Source organism: Kluyvera sp. (assembly GCF_047971185.1).
Taxonomy (GTDB): domain Bacteria; phylum Pseudomonadota; class Gammaproteobacteria; order Enterobacterales; family Enterobacteriaceae; genus Kluyvera.
In genome coordinates, this window is the sequence record NZ_JBKDZH010000032.1 from 81,053 (window position 1) to 98,428 (window position 17,376).

The following is a 17,376-nucleotide window of genomic DNA, read 5'->3' on the forward strand; positions in this document are numbered from 1 at the left end:
GGTTATTCACCTTTAGCACGGTTCAGGGCGGTAAGCAGAGTATGTTTGTCCAGCAGCGGCGGGAGGATCTCCCCGGCGGCTTGCCCTGGCCCGTAAAGTTGGTTGAAGGGGATGGCGTAGCGGCCGCGCTGTTGCAGGAAGGCGGCGATGGCATCGGAGGGTTTACTCCAGTCGCCGCGCAGGGCCACCACGTCAGGCAGGTTCAGCGCGGCGATAATCTCCGGCTGATTCAGCACCCGCAGTTCATTCACTTTACAGGTCACGCACCAGTCGGCGGAGATATCGATAAATACCCGCTTTCCGTCGGCCAGCGCCTGCGCTATCGCCGCTTCGCTCAGCGGCTGCCAGCGAATCGATGCCTCCGCATCGGCCGCCGACGCGGGTGCCGTCCTGAGTACCGCATGCAGCTGAAAACCGCTCAGCGCCGCCAGCAACGCCAGCACCAGGGCAAAGAACGCGCCCCGCCGCTCGGCCGTACAGACAAAAGCCACCAGCGCAATCGCCGACAGTACGAGCACAATCATGCCACCGTTCCGCTCGCCAACGTGCTGCGCGAGCAGCGTCGCCAGCCAGAGGCTGGAGGCCAGCATCAGCAGCGCCAGCAGCGTTTTCACGCCGTTCATCCAGCGTCCGGGGCGCGGCAACAGCAGAGCGATTTTCGGCACCATCGCCACCAGCAGCCACGGCCCCGCCATGCCGATGCCCAGTGCGATAAAGATGAGCCACAGCGCGGCCAGCGGCGCGCCGAGCGCAAACGCCACCGCGGTGCCGAGAAACGGCGCCGAGCACGGCGTGGCCAGCAGCGTGGCAAAGACCCCTTCACAGAAGCTACCGAACGTCCCGCTGCCGCCCGCCGTCGCCATCCGACCCGCCAGCGTCGACGGCATCAGCACGCTGAACACGCCGAACAGATTGAGCGCGAAGACAAAGGTGACGGCCACCATCAGGCCGATAAACCACGGGTTCTGGAACTGAATGCCCCAGCCCAGCGCGGCCCCCGTGAGCTTCAGCGCGGTGACCATTGCCGCCAGCAGCGCAAAGGAGAACAGGATCCCCGCGCTGGTCGCCAGAAAGCGCAGGCGGATTTTGCGCCGGTCGGTACCGGCGTGCAGCACCGTACTGAGCTTCATGCCCAGCACCGGCAGCACGCAGGGCATCAGGTTGAGGATCAGGCCGCCCAGCAGCGCAAACAGCAGCATCTGGCCGAGGTTCATCGGCGGGTCATCGCGCACGGCGGCGGTATCCGGCCCGACCGTGAGCGTCGTTTGCTGCGCCTGGCCATTATTGGTGAGCACAAAGGAGAGCGTTTTCCCCGCCAGCGTGGTGGGGATATCACCCCATTCATCGGTGACCGGCGCGGTGACGGTCAACGCCGTCCCCTCAACCTGCACGCGGGGTTCTCCGGGAAGAATACCGCCGTCCAGCGGGTCGAAGTAAACCTCTGGCGATCGCCAGCCGTCCGGAGAGGTTCCGGCAATCACCAGCTGGTTGCCGGCCAGATGCGCGGTGAGATCGGCGGAAATACCGCCGTCCGCGGGAATCGTCCGCATCGCCTGCTCAAAATCGTCCTGGAACGACGGATCAACGGGATGATTCAGATTGAGATGCAGCGGGTAGTCCGTTAACACGCAGACGTTGCTACAGGTTGAGAGCGTCAGCGTGCCATCGAGCGCATCGCCGGCGTGACCGGTGATGATCATCGGGATCGTCACCCACTGGTGGTAGCCCTGGGTGGTCAGCCCGGAAATATCAAAGCGCGACGGCACCGGCCAGTACCACTGCGCCTTTTCACCGCGCTGCCAGTTGATTTCTGGCGCGACGCCCCCTTCCCCCGGCGAGCGCCAGTAGGTTTTCCAGCCGGGCTGCAGTTCAACCGTCAGCAGGCCGTATAGCCGTTCCTGACCGCGTTCGGCCTGCAACCGAATGCGGGCATGATCGTTTTGCGGGGAGGTTAACCACCCGCTATCCGCCGCGTGAGCAAGGCCCGCGCCGCAGAGCAACAGGAGGAACAATCCCCTGAAGATATTCAACATGTCTTTTCTCCATGAATAAAAAATTAAATCGCGGAAACGGCGATTTTGTTATTCACGGAAGACGCAGTTTTTGAGGTGGATACGTAACGTTGGCGGCCGCCGGGGCACGTCGCGAAACACGAACGCCCGTATTTCGACGAACAGCGGGATCAGCGCCAGGAAGAGGATAACGGCGGGCAGCGCCCCGTCAAAGAACAGCGGCTGGGCACACAACAGCGAGCTGGCGCTCAGCTGGCACGGCGACGGGCCAAGTTCTGCCTCCGCAGTGGCAGGGGGAGAAAGCACCTGAACGGGGTTAGCGGCCTGCTCGAGAAAATGGTGCAGATAAACGGCCCGCTGAACGAGGCAAACGGCCATCGCCAGACAGGTGATTATCAAAAGCCATTTTGCGAGCAGCGGACGATTATGCATCATTTACCTAACCATTCAGGACTGCCGAATCATAAACAATCCTCAACGATGCGCAAGGGGCGCGAGTGTAAGGTTTTGTCTTGCGCCCTTCCGCTGCGAGTCTGAAAACCTGCTCTATAGTTAATGCATCTTCCCTGGTTGAGGCTGCTCGCACCATGTTCGCAGCGTTTCCCGGTATCGCTCTGCTTTTGTTCGCTTCGCTGGCATTCAGCTCGGATGCCGTGGCGGCGGACGGCCATCGCATAAAGCAGCGTGCTGATGCGGTGCTCACCTTAATGAGCTTTATGATTGTGCCGGATATCACCGCCAGCGATCTGAATATCGGCTCCGGTTCGGACGATACAACCGAGCTGTCGATTACCCAGTTTGGCGGCGGCGCGACGATGGGCGACGCTTTCCCGCTGTATCTGGAAGGCGCGATGGGTTACAGCCGCTACGATCCGCAGTTTGTCATCAGCGATGGCAATCAGAGTCGACGCATTCCCACCAAATGGAATAGCCTCACCGCCACCGGCGGCATCGGCTGGGATTTTCGCCTGCACCGCGACAGATGGGGCGGTAACCTGGTGCTGCGCCCTATCGCCAACGTGATGCTCGGCACCATGGCCAGCGATCTGCGGGTCGGCGCCTGGGCGCTGGAGCGCCACCAGAATGCCGACTATGACTTTCTCGACGGCGGCAGGCTCAATGCCTATGGGCTGGGCGGCTCGCTGATGCTCGACTACGAGCTGCTTTCGCCCGCGCAGGATATCGACGTGGAGCTGCGCTATACCGGGATGAATCTGCAAACCTTCGGCAGCACCTCCCGCGCCGTAGAGGGTAGCGCCACGGCGCAAAACCTGGGGCTGTATCTGCGCCGCCGCGCGCCGTTGTTCGATTGGACGCTGCTGAAAAGCCCGGTACGCTATGTGCTGGAAGGCGCGCACACCGAATATATCGGCGAGCAGCGCGGCAAGCTCGGCTTCGACAGCCTGAGCTCGGTGGGGCTGGGGATTGAAATGGACAGCAGTAAATACCCGGTATTTATCACCCGCACGCGGCTGGTGGCGCGCTATATGTTTGGCGACGGCACCAGCGGCTACGGCGTGGGGCTGGCAATGAGTTTTTAACGGCTAGCCGGATTTCATTTCTGCCTGGGTAGCGTTCTTTCATCATGCCAGCATCGAGGAACGGCGATGTGATTAGGGATTCAGTAACGCCTTATATTGGGCTTCATACTGAGGCGCATTCCATGAACCGTCAAAAATGGTGTAGGTAATATAGCCTTTATTCAACCAACCCGAATCGGTGTCGTCCAGTACGGGTTTCAAAGACTGCGGATTTATTGTCTGTTTTGCGCGGCCATCGGGCAGAATATCGTAGCCAATTTGCGCCTGCGGAAAACGCTGATTATCAACATAGTGCACGCCTTTAATATCGGCGGTGGCCAGCGCCGGGTAGTTAATGCTTAAGCCGGTACCCGCAGGTAATAACGGCTGGCCCGGCACACGTTGGGCATTCAGTTTATCCACGACGCCAACGACGTAATCGACGGAATCAGGCCAGTATTTATGGGTACTCGGCCATTTATTTTTCATTTCTTCTTCGGTAAACAGATAGCCGATGCTGGCGGCAATGGCCGGGAATCCGTAGCGAACCGCACGAGCGGCCGCGCTGACGGTGCCGGAATTCACCTGCGCCATCCCGGTGTTGGGGCCGTCGTTGACGCCGGAGATCACTAAATCAGGGGCGGCGTCTTTCAGCAGGCCCTTGAGGCCAAAATCCACCGAATCCGCAGGCGTTCCCGGGAAACAATAGCGCTGGTCAGCCACCTTTTTCACGTCAAAAACTTTTCCCGTTTTAAAGGTGATGGCCGAACCGATACCGCTCTGATTGGTTGCCGGAGCCACCATCCAGACGTCATAACCTTTCGCCTTGAGCTTATCCTGAAGCGACGTGCTACCCGGCGATTCACAGCCGTCATCATTGACGATCAGTATTTTCAGCGGTGCCGTTGCTGCATGGACAGAAAACGCGCATATTGCCAGCAGCGGTGCGATAACCTTAAATAACTTCATAATCACTCCTTCAGTAGAGTTAACAGCGGTAAATAACGAGCAAAAAAAAACCTAAGACCCCTGTCGCCCATGCGGAGCAACAAGTGTCTTAGGTTTTGCCTTATTTCAGTAGCAATCCTGATATGGCTGAAAAAATACCGCTTACGATGCGTAACGTCCAGACACCCTATTCTCTTTCTGTGAGCAATATCAAAAAACCCCGTTATAAATATGGCCTTCAGCCACCACATTTAATTTCGCCGTGAAACTACCCCTTCATTGGTATTGAAATTCAAAAGTCACCCAGGAATATCAGCAAGAAAGACTTGAAGACGATCACAAATATAATTCAGAAGAAAAATAATTGCTGCCATTCGATATCGATGGTGCTATTGTCCGGCAAAACTGGATTGTTACTGTTTTAAACAGGCAAAACCTGCGTCATTTCTCAAGCATGCTATTTTAATGATTGAGAAGGGGCGCGGGTTTTTTGTTTTATTAAAAAAATAAAAAGGATACCCAATGATAAAGTGGTTGATTGCTTTACTCGCGCTCGCCGGTGCGGCGACCTGTTCTGCGGCAGATACCGCCGCCTCAGCGCATGATGATACGGTCACCGTCTATTTTGCCCGTCACGGTAAAACGTTATTTAATACCTTCGATCGCGTTCAGGGCTGGGCCGATACCCCGCTGACCGAAGACGGCGTCAGGGTCGCCCGCTATCTGGGCGAAGGGTTGAAAGGTATTCAATTCGACAGCTACTACTCCAGCGACGCGGGCCGTCAACGTGAAACCATGGCGGTGATCCTCAAGCAAATGGGGATTACCGATTACCACCTCAACGAACTCTCCGGTCTGCGCGAAGCCTTCTTCGGCGGCTTTGAGGGCGGCTTCAATAAAGATATGGCGCAAGCCGGGGCGCAGGCGCTGGGGCTGGCCGATAGCGCTGCGCTGTTCCAGGCAATGAAGGCGGGAACGCTGCCGGTGAAGGCGTCGCAGGATGCGCTGGCGAAGGCCGATCCTAAAGGGCTGGCGGAAAATTATGCTCAGGTGAAAACGCGCACCCAAGCCGCGCTGGCGACGATCGTTAAACAGGCGCAGGCTAACGGCGAGAAAAACGTGCTGGCCATCTCGTCGGGAACATCGATGCAAATTATGATTTCCGACCTCACTGATTCGCCAGATAAGAATAAACCGCTGGCTAACGCGGCGGTGGTCAAAATCATCTATAAAAATGGCCATTATAGCGTACCGGAAATTGGCACATTGCAATACGTCGAGGCCGGGAAACAGCGCCTGAAGGATCAATAATAATACGCATATTGATAATACCGCGGGATTCCATCCCCCGCGGTTCCATTCTGGGATAACACATGAAAATAAAAACACTGGCAGCAGCAATGCTAATGCTGGGCTATCACACGTCGGTATGGGCTGCCGAAGCGCAAAACGAAAAAAATTATCTGGCGAACCCCTTTTTCACTGATGCTTCCATGACGCTCTCATTGAAGAACTACTGGAAATATCTGAAAGAAGAGAATGCCAACCCCAAACGCGTACATAATGCCTGGGGTCAGGGCGTGGCGGTTGATTATCAATCCGGCTACTTTGCCAATTTTATTGGCGTGGATGCTGTTTATTATGGCGCGGTAAAATTAGGTGCCAGCGATTATTTTAACTCGCGTGGCGTACTTTATAATAACGGCGATGGCAATAAAAAAAGCAACGCTGAAGGATATTCAAAATTTGGCCAACGTAATATTAAACTGAAATATAATCTCGCCGATGCCCAGCTGAACGCGCGCTGGGGCTGGCAGGTGTTAAAAAACTACGGCGTCATCTCAACTTCCAACCGCCTTTCACCCACGACCTACTCAGGCATTAGCGGTGGCGTCAGCTATGAGCATCTGACGATCCGTGGTGCCTATGTCGAAAACGCGATCGACCGTAACTCGCCGGATAAAAAACAGTTCCAGACCAATACCGGGGAAAAGATTAACCATCTGGCGAGCGGCGAGCTGCTGTGGAATAGCCAACCATTCAGCCTGCAATACGGCTATGGCGAAAGCGAAAATTATCTGCGTCGCCATCTGCTGTTTAGCCAACTGCGGCCCGTTGAACGGCTGAAAATCGGCACGCAAATCTACGCGACCGAGGCGCTGGATAACTATCTGGCGATGCCCGCCAGCAAGCGCGATTTCGATCATAATGCATGGCATTTCGCCGCTGATGCGACCTGGCAGGCCGACCGCTGGAGCACAAAATGGGGCGTGGGCTACACCAGTGCGAAAAAAGAGAATGAGGTGGGGTTTTATCCCCGTCATATGAGTAAAAACTCACGCGGCACGTTTATCTCAATGGCCTACGCGGGTGATGACTATATGCGGGACGGCGAACTGGTGCTGGCGAATATTTCTGACTATCAACTCACGCCGGATCTGGCCGTCGGGCTGGCGGGAAATATCGCGCAGTTCAACTACAAAGGTAACCACGTGCGCACCGGCGAAATTAGCGCCTTTACGCGCTGGGCGCCTTCCGCACCGCCGATGAAAAACCTCACGGTGTGGCTGATGTTTGGCCCAGGCTGGTCGTATAAAACCAGTGGTAAAACGCCGGTGCTGACCGACGGTCGCTATACGCGAACGCACACCCTGTCGTCTGAAGCGATCGTTGAGTACCGATTCCGCATGTTCTAAGGGAAACAGGCCTGATAGCGAACTATCAGGCCTGTCAGGCAGGTTACGGCGCGGTACTGTGAATTTCCGCCACCCGTTTGCGTACGCCAAACCAGCCGGCGACCAGCAGAATGGCAATCAGCGGCAGCGAGCCGATGGTGTAGGTGCCGTTCGGATAGTCAAACGCCATCAGCACCAGCACGCTGAGCAGAAACAGCAGCGTCAGCCAGGAGGTGAACGGCGCGCCCGGCAGCTTAAAGCTAACGTCAGCGGCTTTGCCCTCTTTAATGGCCTTGCGGAGGCGCAGCTGGCAAATCATGATAAAGCCCCACGACGCGATAATCCCTAGCGACGCGAAGTTCAGGACAATCTCAAACACCTGAGACGGCACCAGATAGTTGAGGAACACCCCCACCACGTAAACCACCAAAGTGGCCATAATGCCCGCATACGGCACCTGCTGGCGGCTCATTTTGCTCATAAATTTCGGCGCCGAGCCGCCCATCGCCATCGAGCGCAGGATGCGCCCGGTGCAGTACAGGCCGGAGTTCAGGCTGGAGAGCGCCGCGGTCAACACCACGATATTCATGATACTGCCGATGTACGGCACGCCCAGCTTCGAGAAGAAGGTAACGAACGGACTTTGCCCCGCCTGATAGGCGTTCCACGGCAGCAGCAGCACCAGCAGCACCACGGAACCGACGTAGAACAGACCGATACGCCAGATCACGCTGTTGATCGCCCGCGGCACCATGGTCTGCGGATCTTTACACTCCCCGGCGGCGGTGCCCACCAGCTCAATGGAGGCAAACGCAAACACCACCCCCTGCACCAGCACCAGCGCTGGCAGCAGGCCGTGCGGGAAGAAGCCGCCGTTGTCGGTAATCAGATGGAAGCCGGTCGCATTGCCGTCCAGCGGTTTACCGCTGCCCAGATAGACGGTACCCACCACGAGGAACACCACGATAGCCAGCACTTTGACCAGCGCAAACCAGAACTCCATTTCGGCGAACCACTTCACGCCAATCATGTTCATGGTGCCGACCACCGCCAGCGCGCCGAGCGCGAAGACCCACTGCGGGACGTCGCCAAACGCGCCCCAGTAGTGCATGTACAGCGCCACCGCGGTGATGTCGACGATGCCGGTCATCGCCCAGTTGATAAAGTACATCCAGCCCGCCACGTAGGCGGCCTTTTCACCGAGAAATTCACGGGCGTAGGAGACGAAGCTGCCGCTGGAAGGCCGATGCAGCACCAGCTCGCCCAGCGCGCGCAGAATGAAGAACGAGAAAATACCGCAAACCAGGTACACCAGCGCCAGCGCCGGCCCCGCCATTTGCAGACGCGCGCCGGCGCCGAGGAACAGGCCGGTACCAATTGCGCCGCCGATGGCAATCATCTGCACCTGGCGGTTACCCATGGCCTTGTGATACCCCTCTTCGTGGGCGTTCAGCCAGCGTCTTTTCGCCGCGTGTTGCTCCGCGACTTGTGTGTTTTGTGTTTCCATTTTCCCTGTTACCTGTCTGAGTTTAGGAAGGCTTCAGGCCGCCGCAAACGGAACGCCAGCCGCGACGACCCACGCGATTTTTCCCGTCATTCTCTGTAGGGATAAAACCGCCGCGAAGCATCCTACCTGCAATTAATAAGCGGTGCAAAACATACGCGGGGGTTAACCGCCGTCATGGCGCATAAAGCGGGCGTCACCGGTGGTGAGGAAAGGGATTTTATCTGCCGCTCGCGCAGCACAAAGGGAAGTATCGGGAGAGCAATAAAATAGCGCCCGGTGACGGCGGAATAATAACTTCCACGCGCTGTAGACTATCTTGATGAAAAAACGCCCCTGGTCAGGAGCGTTTATGCAAGAATAGTCAATCAGCCCAGGAATTAAATCCCAGCGCCAATTATTTTGCGGAAACAAATATTCCGCGTCAGGAAACCCGACGTGCCGGTAGAATATTGATCGAGGCCATCAGGCAAACAATATAACCAAACAGTTCGCTGCCCTCTTCCACCATATTCTTGACGATGCGGACATAGCCATCCTGCAAAATAGAATGCCAGAGTATCGACATGCCAAACAGACGCGAAAAGATCAGTATTGCCAGCAGCCCGGCGATCATTAATCCATACGACGGCGTGGTGGTATATTCGTCCAACTGCGCCAGCACCCGCTGCGGCTGGCGACAGGCGAAGTAGATCGTGACCAGGCTTGATGCCAGCGCGAACCACAGCCAGCTGCCGTGGTGGATAAGGTCGAATACCGCATCCAGTTCACGGATGAGCATGGCGAGGAAAAAACCGGCGATCAGGATATTACACTGCCGTGCTGCGCTATTTTTCCATGCGCGAATCAGGTGAATCACGATAATCGCAAAGAGGATACACTCCTGAACGATCTCGGTCATTGAATCTTCCGACAGACCGTTTTGGAATATATTGACATCAACATGCAGGCAAAGTACGACAACCACCACCGCCAGAGCTAAAAATAGCACGCGCAAAAATAAGCTAACTAAAATCATAAAAATCACAGCATTTTATTAAAACTTTATTTTATAGTAAGAATAATCTGGCAACTTATCCATCTGTGCCACATAGCCACGCTATTTAGCATTTATTGCGCTAAAGCATCGTGATTATATCTGCGGAATAAACAGGTTAGAGAAATTAATGGGTGAGATGGCTAAGCGCCGCCTTTAGCACAACATGCAAGCCATTCGGGCGGCGGTAGGGTCAACTGGCGTACGCCGTCTTCACGTTGCCTGAGTGTCGTACTGGTAACGGCAAATGGTGTTGATCCCACGCTCGGGGCTTTTGATGCCGGTATGCAGATACAGGGCCTTCGCTTCGTGTACCCAGAAGCTGCCGCCGGCTCTGGCCTGCGCGTTGAACAGCGTGGCCTGCGGATACATGGTGCGCAAATTGCCTTTACTGAAGCCAAACCATTTGCGCGACACGTCCCGCAGTTCGCGGGTAGTCAGCAGCCGACCGCCCTGTCGTGCGCAGCGTTCGCGGGCCTGCGTAAAGTTATCGTCGATCGTCCCGTCGCCGATAAGCCAGGTTGCCACCGTAAAATCGTAACGCTGAGTATTACCGGTTTTGCGGTTATGCAGCGTCAACGTCCCTTCCCTTTCGTGCGCCAGCGGCTGTCTTATCATCCGCAGCGTGACGCGCCCTTCCCGGTGTGCGTCAATGGCCAGCCAGCGATGGTTGAAACTAAAGTCGACGTCATTGAGATTCAGCGCCTCGTGGTTGCTGCTCATAGTCACGGTGGCACCGGTAAACCCGGCGCTCAGAATACTGGCCGTGCGAAAACCGGGCGTACTCGGCGCATGAAAGCTAATGCGCTGGAAATAATCGGTCTGCGCCGCTGGCGCTGCCTGCGCGATAAGCGGCGTTAAGAGGGTGAAAAGGGCCGAAACCCGAATCAGGGTGTGCATCTGCGTCCTTTCCTTTGTCGCGGATGGTAAGGTGATAAAAAGAATAATCTGACCATCTGATAAATAAAGGCAATTTACACACCCTGACGGTAAAACGCGGCGTTTATCGCGACATTACTTCTGAATCCGCTCCAGCTGCACTTTATCAGCCGCCTGCGCTTTATCGGCAAGCCCCTGAAACTGGGTCGGACCATAGTAGGATTCGGGGGACGGCAGCCGCTGCATATCGTCGCCGGGATAAATTTGTAGCGCCCCCAGACGCGACAGCTGATACCCCGCCACCACCTTCGGCATCGTCAGCATATACGGCGCGGTTTTTTCATAAGAAACCGGCGTAGGCAGGCGATTATTGTCCAGATTGTAGTTGCGCTTCAGCACCAGGAACTTATCCGGCACCCGGCGCTTGCTGTTCCACCAGTCGCCGTCGAGCTGGTGAAATTTCTGCTCCGTTTCACTTTTTGTCGCCACTTCCAGCGCCAGCAGCACGCGGTGCAGCTCGTCGGTGATAGCGGCGTTGAACGCCTCCACGGAGTGGGCCTTGCCCTGCAATATCACCGTTATCGCGATCCGCGCGCCCAGCAGATTGGAGTAGAGATCTTCCGGTGAAAATGCCGAAATTTCCTCCGAAAAGCCCGGGACGGACTGAAAACCGTACCACTGGGCAATTTCATGCCACTGGGCCAGTTCAAAGGCCAGATGCCCGGAAAGCCACGCCGCCAGCGTGTAGCGCTGGGCCATCGCGGCAGGCGGCGTAAATGCGTTCAGCTGTAAGCGACGCACGCCCAGCTCGTTGCTGTAAAAATAGCGCCAGCGTTGGCCCAGCTTCGGGTAGATCTGGCTGAAGATGAAAAAGGTGTTGTCCGCCGTATCGCGCACGTGGGCAATATCAATAAATCCGCCGCGATGGGTATAAACCAGCCCATCCTGTTCATCGCTGATCCCGAGCAGGTTTTTCACCGCCCCCAGCGCGCTATCGTTGTAGCGATGATGACCCAGCGTGTCTAGCGTCAGCACGTTGCCAATCTGGTAAAAAGGCACCGGTACGCCCACGGCCCGGACATGCAGGTCATGGCCAAAGGCGCAGCAGGGGCGCAGCGATTCCGGCGGCGATAGGTGCGCGGCCACCGGCGCGATTTTCCCCGCTCGCTGGACGGGAAAGACCGCGTCACGGGCCTGTACGCCGGTGGCCACAAGGGTTAGCAGCAATAGCCATTTCACCATCAGAATGCCTCCGCCACCTGGAAATAAAACCCGGCGCTCTCTTTACCAAAACCCAAATCCAATCGAATATTCATGGCCGGTTTAACCTCAAAACGGTAGCCCACGCCCGATGTGGGCAGCAGTGGATGATGGCCCAGATCGCTGACGTCGCTGCCCAGCGCGCCAGCCCCCAGCCACAGGACGTAGCCGTGACGCCAGTTCATCTTGCGTCGATATTCCACCTGCCCGCTGACCACGTCGTTATCGCGATAGCGCCCCTGATAATAGCCGCGCAGTCGGCGATCGTCGCCGGCCATCGACAGCATATCCCAGGGAACGTCGCCGCGGGTGAAGCGCCCCCAGAGATCGAACGCCAGCACCGCTTTTTCATTCAGCAGGTGATAGTAGTTATATTGCAGCTCGGTAGCGGTAAAGTGGCTGTCTGAGCCGACGGAAGGATCGAACCAGGTGTACTCGGCTTTAAAAAACTGCCCGTGCTCCGGGCGGGTCACCACGTCACGCGAGTCATAGTTCAGGCTGAGCGTCGCCCCCGAGGAGAGCGGCGAGGTCGACGCGCCGTAGCGGGAGAATCGATCGCCCGCATACGGTGAGTCGACGCTGGCCTGCAGGGAGGAGAAATCCCACCCGGCTCCCAGATAGAGGCTGTCGGCCACTTCGCGCATCAGCACCGGACGCAGGCGTACTGAATTATTGGTGTAGTCCTGCGCGCTCCCCTGCGCCGCATCATAACCGATTCCCCAGAAGCCCGTTGGCACTTTGGTTATCGAGCCGTCAACAAACAGTCGCCAGCGGTCGTCGGTAAAAAAAGTGTAGTTATTTACCCCCAGCCCCAGCGCGCCGCTGGCGCTGATGAAACCGGTAAAGGAAAGCGAGGAGTTCTGCGTGCTGCGATCGTGAGGATCGACGCGGTACAGCCCGGCGACGGCCATTCCCAGCCCCAGCTTCAGCTCAGGAGTATAAAAAGGCCCCGGTAGCACGCTCCAGTTGATGCCTTTGGCGGGATCGTACTGGTTATCCGCACCCAGCGATAAAAGCAATTCATCTACCGATTTCTGGTCGAGCGATACCGCCGCTGATGGCAGGGCCATCAGCATCAGCGTGCTGGTCAGCAACAGGCGGCCGCAGTCCATCAGAAGCGATATTCACCGGCAATGAAAAAGCTGTTGCGCTGGTTAAACCCAATCTCGGTCAGGAGATTAAAGCGCGGCGTAATTTCATACTGCGTACCGATCAACATATTCCACGGCGAGGTCAGGCGCTGCTTTACCGCAAACCGCCCATCGCCATTCTGGTTTACCGCATTAATCAACGGCTGAAGCGTAGCGGGCATCTTCAGGTCTTCCAGGCTGCCTTTAAACTCCTGCTGCACATTCTGATACATGCTGCCCAGCCAGACGCTCAGGTGCGATGGACCTGCTGGCCCCTCGAAGCTGAAGCGATAGCCCACGCGGGGAGAGACCGTCAGCGCCGAGATTTTGCCGTCCAGAATGTCGAAATCGGTGCGCGTATAGTTGGTATCCACCAGCGCAAACCAGTTCTGGTAGCCTCCGGCCAGGGTAATGCCGGTTCCCCAGGTGGTGCCTTTGAAATCCAGGGTAAAGTCGATATTCTGTAGCTGCCCGCTCTCGTACAGCCGATGCACGGATCCGGCGATAACGCGATCCAGACCGCGGTAGAGCGATGGATCCGCATTGACGGAGACGTTCGATACCGACGAGCCGCGAGAATGCCCCACCAGCCCGTACACGTTGAGAAATGGGAATACCCACATATCCAGGCGCAGCGTTTCGGTTTTGCTTTGCTCACGCGTGTGTCCGGCGTCGATATCAAACATATCTACCGGAATAGGATGGTTGCCTAATGCCAGACCGGAGAAGCTGATGCTCTGAACGTCAATGTTCTGGCGCATATTCATATAGTTGACGTTGACGCCAAACGGTAGCGGAATGGCATACCCGCGCGCCCGCGCCTCGTCGCCCCAGATGGGAAAAGTGCTGTGCTCGGTCTCGGCTGCGGCGGCCATGCCGGAGAACAACAGTAACGGCACCACGGTATATAGGCATCTCATCGTTTCTTTTCCCATGCGTTCAAGCCCGTTTACAGCCCCGAGCCCACGTTGAAATAGACGGCCTGTTCATTGTCGCTAAAGGCCACATCTATGCCGGTGCGTAAACCATATTCACGCGCAATCAGATAGCGGAACCCGGTGCCCCACGCCACTTCGGCGCTACGGTACAGATCCGCGCGGCTGTCAGCCGCGCTGCCTGCGCCGATAAACCCCTGCACTATCCAGCGCGGCGTAACCTGCCAGGCAAGCTGCGTCTGGACGGTGCTAACTTCATCGCCCTGATAGCGATAGCGGGAGATACCGCGCAGCGCGATATAGGGCCGCGCCATCGGCGGCAAATGGTTATCCTGATGCGACAGCGTTTGATAATTCCCCGCCAGAGAGAGCGTCCAGGTTTGGCTAAGCGGGATGAAAAATTTGCCGTCCAGCGTCAGCAGGTCATAGCGGTAGTCGCCGCCCAGCGCGCTGCCGTAAAATTGATACTCACCGCTTAGCGAGATGCCCTCCGACGGCCAGAAGAAGTTATTAGTGGTGTCATATTCCGCCACCACGCCAAAGCTCGAGGAAACACTGCTGTCCCCCAGCACTCGCCGCCAGGCGCGATCGATCAGCGGATTATTTTTGGCGGAGATATCCATTCGGGCCCAGAACTGCGACGCGCCGAGAAACAGCGGCGTATCGCCAGGACGAAACAGCAGTTTTTGCATCCCGCCGTAGCCCTGAGTGGCGGTATTAACCGCCCGGTTATGGCCAAACCCCGCCACGTCGCCGGTATAAATATCCAGATTAATATCGGCATATCCGCCGGCGACAAGGTAGCGAATATGGTCGTCCTGCCAGGTGCGTCGGTGCCCGCCGCCGACAAACCAGCTGCCGTTTTCCGTACCGCCGCCGCCAAAGGCGCTTATCGCCGGAGGGGTATAGCGGCCGTTAGCCACCTTCCCCTTACCGTGTAAAAACAGGCCGAATAGCCCACCGCCGTAGCCGATAGCCGGTTCGGTAATCACCACGGGGACGGGAAGAAAACCGTAGGGGTTATCCTGCAGGTAGCGGCTCATGTCGAGCATGCCATCTTCAGGATCGAAAAGAGTGGAGGCTTCGACCGGGCAAAGTGCCAAAGATAATAGCAATATCATCCACCGCCGCAGTCGCGCCATCAGCATCACCCAGAATACGTAATTATTGTTATTTATCAGCGCGAAACGCCGTCTGTGCCCCAAGCTCTTTTGAGCTTAGACCAGACTTTGGTTAATTCAAGCTGGCCCGAACATCAACGGCGCTGACTCCCCTCAGCCAATTATTCGTGCGCGATTGGCGGCGGGTCACTAGGCTAACAGGATGATAATTTTTTTGTAGTCATTTTATATTTATTATTGAATTTATAAGGAAATCAAAAGTTAGCGATTGCGCCAGGACCTGTTTATATTTATACAATCCAATAAATACCGCTGCATCGATTGAGTAAGGAAAATGATGAAGACGCTTACTGGGAATAAGCAAAATCTCGATATTGTCAACTCATGGGGCTATATCTGGTTTCTCACGCTAAACATCGTTTTCTGTCTGTGGCTGCTGCTCGGTAATCTGCTCAACGCCGTCAATTTTATCTACAGCGATACGCTCAACGCACTGTGTCTGGTGACGGTATGCTTCTCACTGATCGGTCTATTGCTGCGATATGCCATCAAGCGGGAGCAAATTGCGAGGATGCTCCCGGTACAGGTGCTGATTTTAGGCCTGCTGTGGGCCGGGCTGTTTTTCCTGATGGTGAAGCACTATAACACCCCGGCGCTGTCGCTTTCGCTGCTGATCATTATCCTGCTTCCGGCCACCATCTCCTTCTATATTTCCGGCAGGCTGCTGCTGCTCTTCAGCGCGCCCATCGCCGGCTCGATGTTGTTGAGCGAGCTGGCAGCATTTGAGAAATTCCATTTTCTGCAAATTTCCGGCTCCATTATTATTTTTTTGGTGGTGATCACCGCACGCTACATTCTGCTGGAATGGTATCTGCGTACCCAAAAAAGCGAATACGCGAAAAACATGTTAATTAAAAAGCTTACGCGTCTGGCGCACCGTGATGCATTAACCGGGTTGTTTAATAAGGGCAGCCTGGCGCCCCATTTTGCCGACAATACCCGGCTGATCGCCCTCTCCGGAGACAAGCTATTTATGATCATCATGGATATCGATTTTTTCAAACAATACAACGATCTGTACGGGCATGTCGCGGGCGATACCTGCCTGGTCAGCGCCGCCCAGTGCATTACCCATTCCTTACGCCAGTCGTCGGATACCGCCTTTCGCTTCGGGGGGGAAGAGTTTGTGATTCTGACCCGCTGCCATCAGTTAGAGGATGCGGTGAACATTGCCGAACGCATTCGTAAGAGCATTGCTGCGGCGAACATCCCGCACAAGGGGTCACAAATATCGGCCTATCTGACCGCCAGCTTCGGCGTCGCGCCGTGGAGAGAACGGGACTCCCTGGAGGCATTAGCGGAAAAAGCGGATAAAGAACTGTATAAGGCTAAGCAGGCCGGGCGCAACCGCGTGTCATTTGCCCGTTAAATCAGCTTCAGCATCAGGCGCAGCGGGTTAAGCTGGGTGATACGTTCCCACAGGCGATGCAGGTCCACAATCCCCGCCTGCGCCAGGATGGCGAGGGTAATCATTAACGTCGAGGCGGTAATAATCAGCATCAGGCGATGAATATTCTGCTGAATTCTCTGCTGCTGCCGGGCGCGTTGCGCTTCATTTTCCCAGGTGACGATCGTTGAGATCGCTTTCCCTTCAATAAAGTAACGATCCTCCTGACGCTTCAGGTCTTCGGTCATCACCAGCGATTGCAGCAGCAGCTGGGTCTTGCGGCGAAACTCTTCGTTTTTGATATGCTGATACCACAGCGTTTCGTAAAGCAAATCAATCACTTCGTGTAAGGTAACGCCGGTATGCGTTTTTTCCGCTGACTGATGAACATAGTCGTTAATCAGCAGCTTCAACAGCATAATCCGGTCCAGCCCGGTCATCTCTTTATTCTCTGAACGCAGGGAAAACATTTTGCTTTTGGTTCGGCGCAGCAGGTTTTTCACGTACGCAAAGCGCGTAAAGTAGTTGGCATAAAAGCGCGCAATGGAGTCAAATCGCATCGGCCCCTGTTTACGCCAGTGGATGATTTCCACGTTCATGCGCTCAAGTTTACCGATCGTAGCGTTGAGTTTGCCGGTGTATGCGCGCTGTTCCGGGCTCCATTTTTCCAGCACCGCGGTATTACCCCGGGACGCGATCAGCTGATACTTATCCTGATTCACATCCGAAAAATAAACGCCATAGTAATCGTAAGACTCGCCGTTATTGCCATTTTGAACGACGAACATCGGCAAAAATCGTTGCCACATTTTTACTTTAATTTTTTCCAGCCAGGATTCGACAAACATAAGGTACCTCTAGCGGTAATGTTTACAGATACTAAAAATAGTAACGCGCCATAATAGAGTC

General features: G+C 55.9%; 15 protein-coding genes. 4 read left to right on the top strand and 11 right to left on the bottom strand.

Annotated elements, in window-relative coordinates:
* Positions 1-2: 2 nt before the first annotated feature.
* Positions 3-2,033, bottom strand: coding sequence for a protein-disulfide reductase DsbD family protein (locus ACK5JN_RS07990; RefSeq protein WP_416869665.1), 2,031 nt, complete (start codon positions 2,031-2,033; stop codon positions 3-5).
* Positions 2,034-2,081: 48 nt separating this feature from the next.
* Positions 2,082-2,444, bottom strand: a complete 363-nt coding sequence (locus ACK5JN_RS07995) for a hypothetical protein (protein WP_416869720.1) — start codon at positions 2,442-2,444, stop codon at positions 2,082-2,084.
* 155 nt (positions 2,445-2,599) lie between these two features.
* Between ACK5JN_RS07995 and ACK5JN_RS08000 the strand changes: the two genes are divergently transcribed.
* Positions 2,600-3,553, top strand: a complete 954-nt coding sequence (locus ACK5JN_RS08000) for a hypothetical protein (RefSeq protein WP_416869666.1) — start codon at positions 2,600-2,602, stop codon at positions 3,551-3,553.
* A gap of 72 nt (positions 3,554-3,625) precedes the next feature.
* Here ACK5JN_RS08000 and surE read toward each other — a convergent pair whose 3' ends face one another.
* The gene (gene surE, locus ACK5JN_RS08005; RefSeq protein WP_416869667.1) at positions 3,626-4,501 is read right to left on the bottom strand and encodes a 5'/3'-nucleotidase SurE; all 876 of its coding nucleotides are present in this window, start codon (positions 4,499-4,501) and stop codon (positions 3,626-3,628) included.
* Between the two features lie 501 nt (positions 4,502-5,002).
* On the opposite strand from surE, the gene ACK5JN_RS08010 reads away from it, so the two are divergent.
* Both ACK5JN_RS08010 and ACK5JN_RS08015 read left to right on the top strand, forming a co-directional pair.
* Positions 5,003-5,791 (top strand): histidine phosphatase family protein, encoded by a 789-nt coding sequence (locus ACK5JN_RS08010; RefSeq protein ID WP_416869668.1) that lies wholly within the window; start codon positions 5,003-5,005, stop codon positions 5,789-5,791.
* A gap of 62 nt (positions 5,792-5,853) precedes the next feature.
* Positions 5,854-7,176 carry an OprD family outer membrane porin gene (locus tag ACK5JN_RS08015; RefSeq protein ID WP_416869669.1) on the top strand — a complete coding sequence of 441 codons (1,323 nt, stop codon included), beginning with the start codon at positions 5,854-5,856 and terminating at the stop codon, positions 7,174-7,176.
* A 43-nt stretch (positions 7,177-7,219) separates the two neighbouring features.
* Here the strand turns inward: ACK5JN_RS08015 and ansP are convergent, their stop codons facing one another.
* The 7 genes from ansP to ACK5JN_RS08050 all read right to left on the bottom strand — a co-directional run bounded on the left by ansP (position 7,220) and on the right by ACK5JN_RS08050 (position 15,020).
* On the bottom strand, positions 7,220-8,662 hold the full coding sequence (gene ansP, locus ACK5JN_RS08020; RefSeq protein WP_416869670.1) for an L-asparagine permease: 1,443 nt from the start codon (positions 8,660-8,662) through the stop codon (positions 7,220-7,222).
* Between the two features lie 421 nt (positions 8,663-9,083).
* The gene (locus ACK5JN_RS08025) at positions 9,084-9,677 is read right to left on the bottom strand and encodes a transporter (protein WP_416869671.1); all 594 of its coding nucleotides are present in this window, start codon (positions 9,675-9,677) and stop codon (positions 9,084-9,086) included.
* A 231-nt stretch (positions 9,678-9,908) separates the two neighbouring features.
* Positions 9,909-10,595 (bottom strand): hypothetical protein, encoded by a 687-nt coding sequence (locus ACK5JN_RS08030; RefSeq protein WP_416869672.1) that lies wholly within the window; start codon positions 10,593-10,595, stop codon positions 9,909-9,911.
* A gap of 114 nt (positions 10,596-10,709) precedes the next feature.
* Positions 10,710-11,816, bottom strand: a complete 1,107-nt coding sequence (locus tag ACK5JN_RS08035) for a DUF4056 domain-containing protein (protein ID WP_416869673.1) — start codon at positions 11,814-11,816, stop codon at positions 10,710-10,712.
* The gene (locus tag ACK5JN_RS08040) at positions 11,816-12,946 is read right to left on the bottom strand and encodes a BamA/TamA family outer membrane protein (RefSeq protein WP_416869674.1); all 1,131 of its coding nucleotides are present in this window, start codon (positions 12,944-12,946) and stop codon (positions 11,816-11,818) included. The genes ACK5JN_RS08035 and ACK5JN_RS08040 overlap by 1 nt, the downstream gene beginning before the upstream one ends.
* On the bottom strand, positions 12,946-13,884 hold the full coding sequence (locus ACK5JN_RS08045; RefSeq protein WP_416869675.1) for a hypothetical protein: 939 nt from the start codon (positions 13,882-13,884) through the stop codon (positions 12,946-12,948). The genes ACK5JN_RS08040 and ACK5JN_RS08045 overlap by 1 nt, the downstream gene beginning before the upstream one ends.
* A gap of 29 nt (positions 13,885-13,913) precedes the next feature.
* Entirely contained in the window at positions 13,914-15,020 is a 1,107-nt protein-coding gene (locus ACK5JN_RS08050) for a BamA/TamA family outer membrane protein (RefSeq protein WP_416869676.1), read from the bottom strand.
* 337 nt (positions 15,021-15,357) lie between these two features.
* On the opposite strand from ACK5JN_RS08050, the gene ACK5JN_RS08055 reads away from it, so the two are divergent.
* Positions 15,358-16,449: a GGDEF domain-containing protein gene (locus ACK5JN_RS08055; RefSeq protein WP_416869677.1), complete on the top strand. Its 1,092-nt coding sequence runs from the start codon at positions 15,358-15,360 to the stop codon at positions 16,447-16,449.
* Here the strand turns inward: ACK5JN_RS08055 and ACK5JN_RS08060 are convergent.
* Entirely contained in the window at positions 16,446-17,315 is an 870-nt protein-coding gene (locus ACK5JN_RS08060) for a hypothetical protein (protein ID WP_416869678.1), read from the bottom strand. The two genes, ACK5JN_RS08055 and ACK5JN_RS08060, sit on opposite strands and share 4 nt — an antisense overlap.
* Between the last annotated feature and the right edge of the window lie 61 nt (positions 17,316-17,376).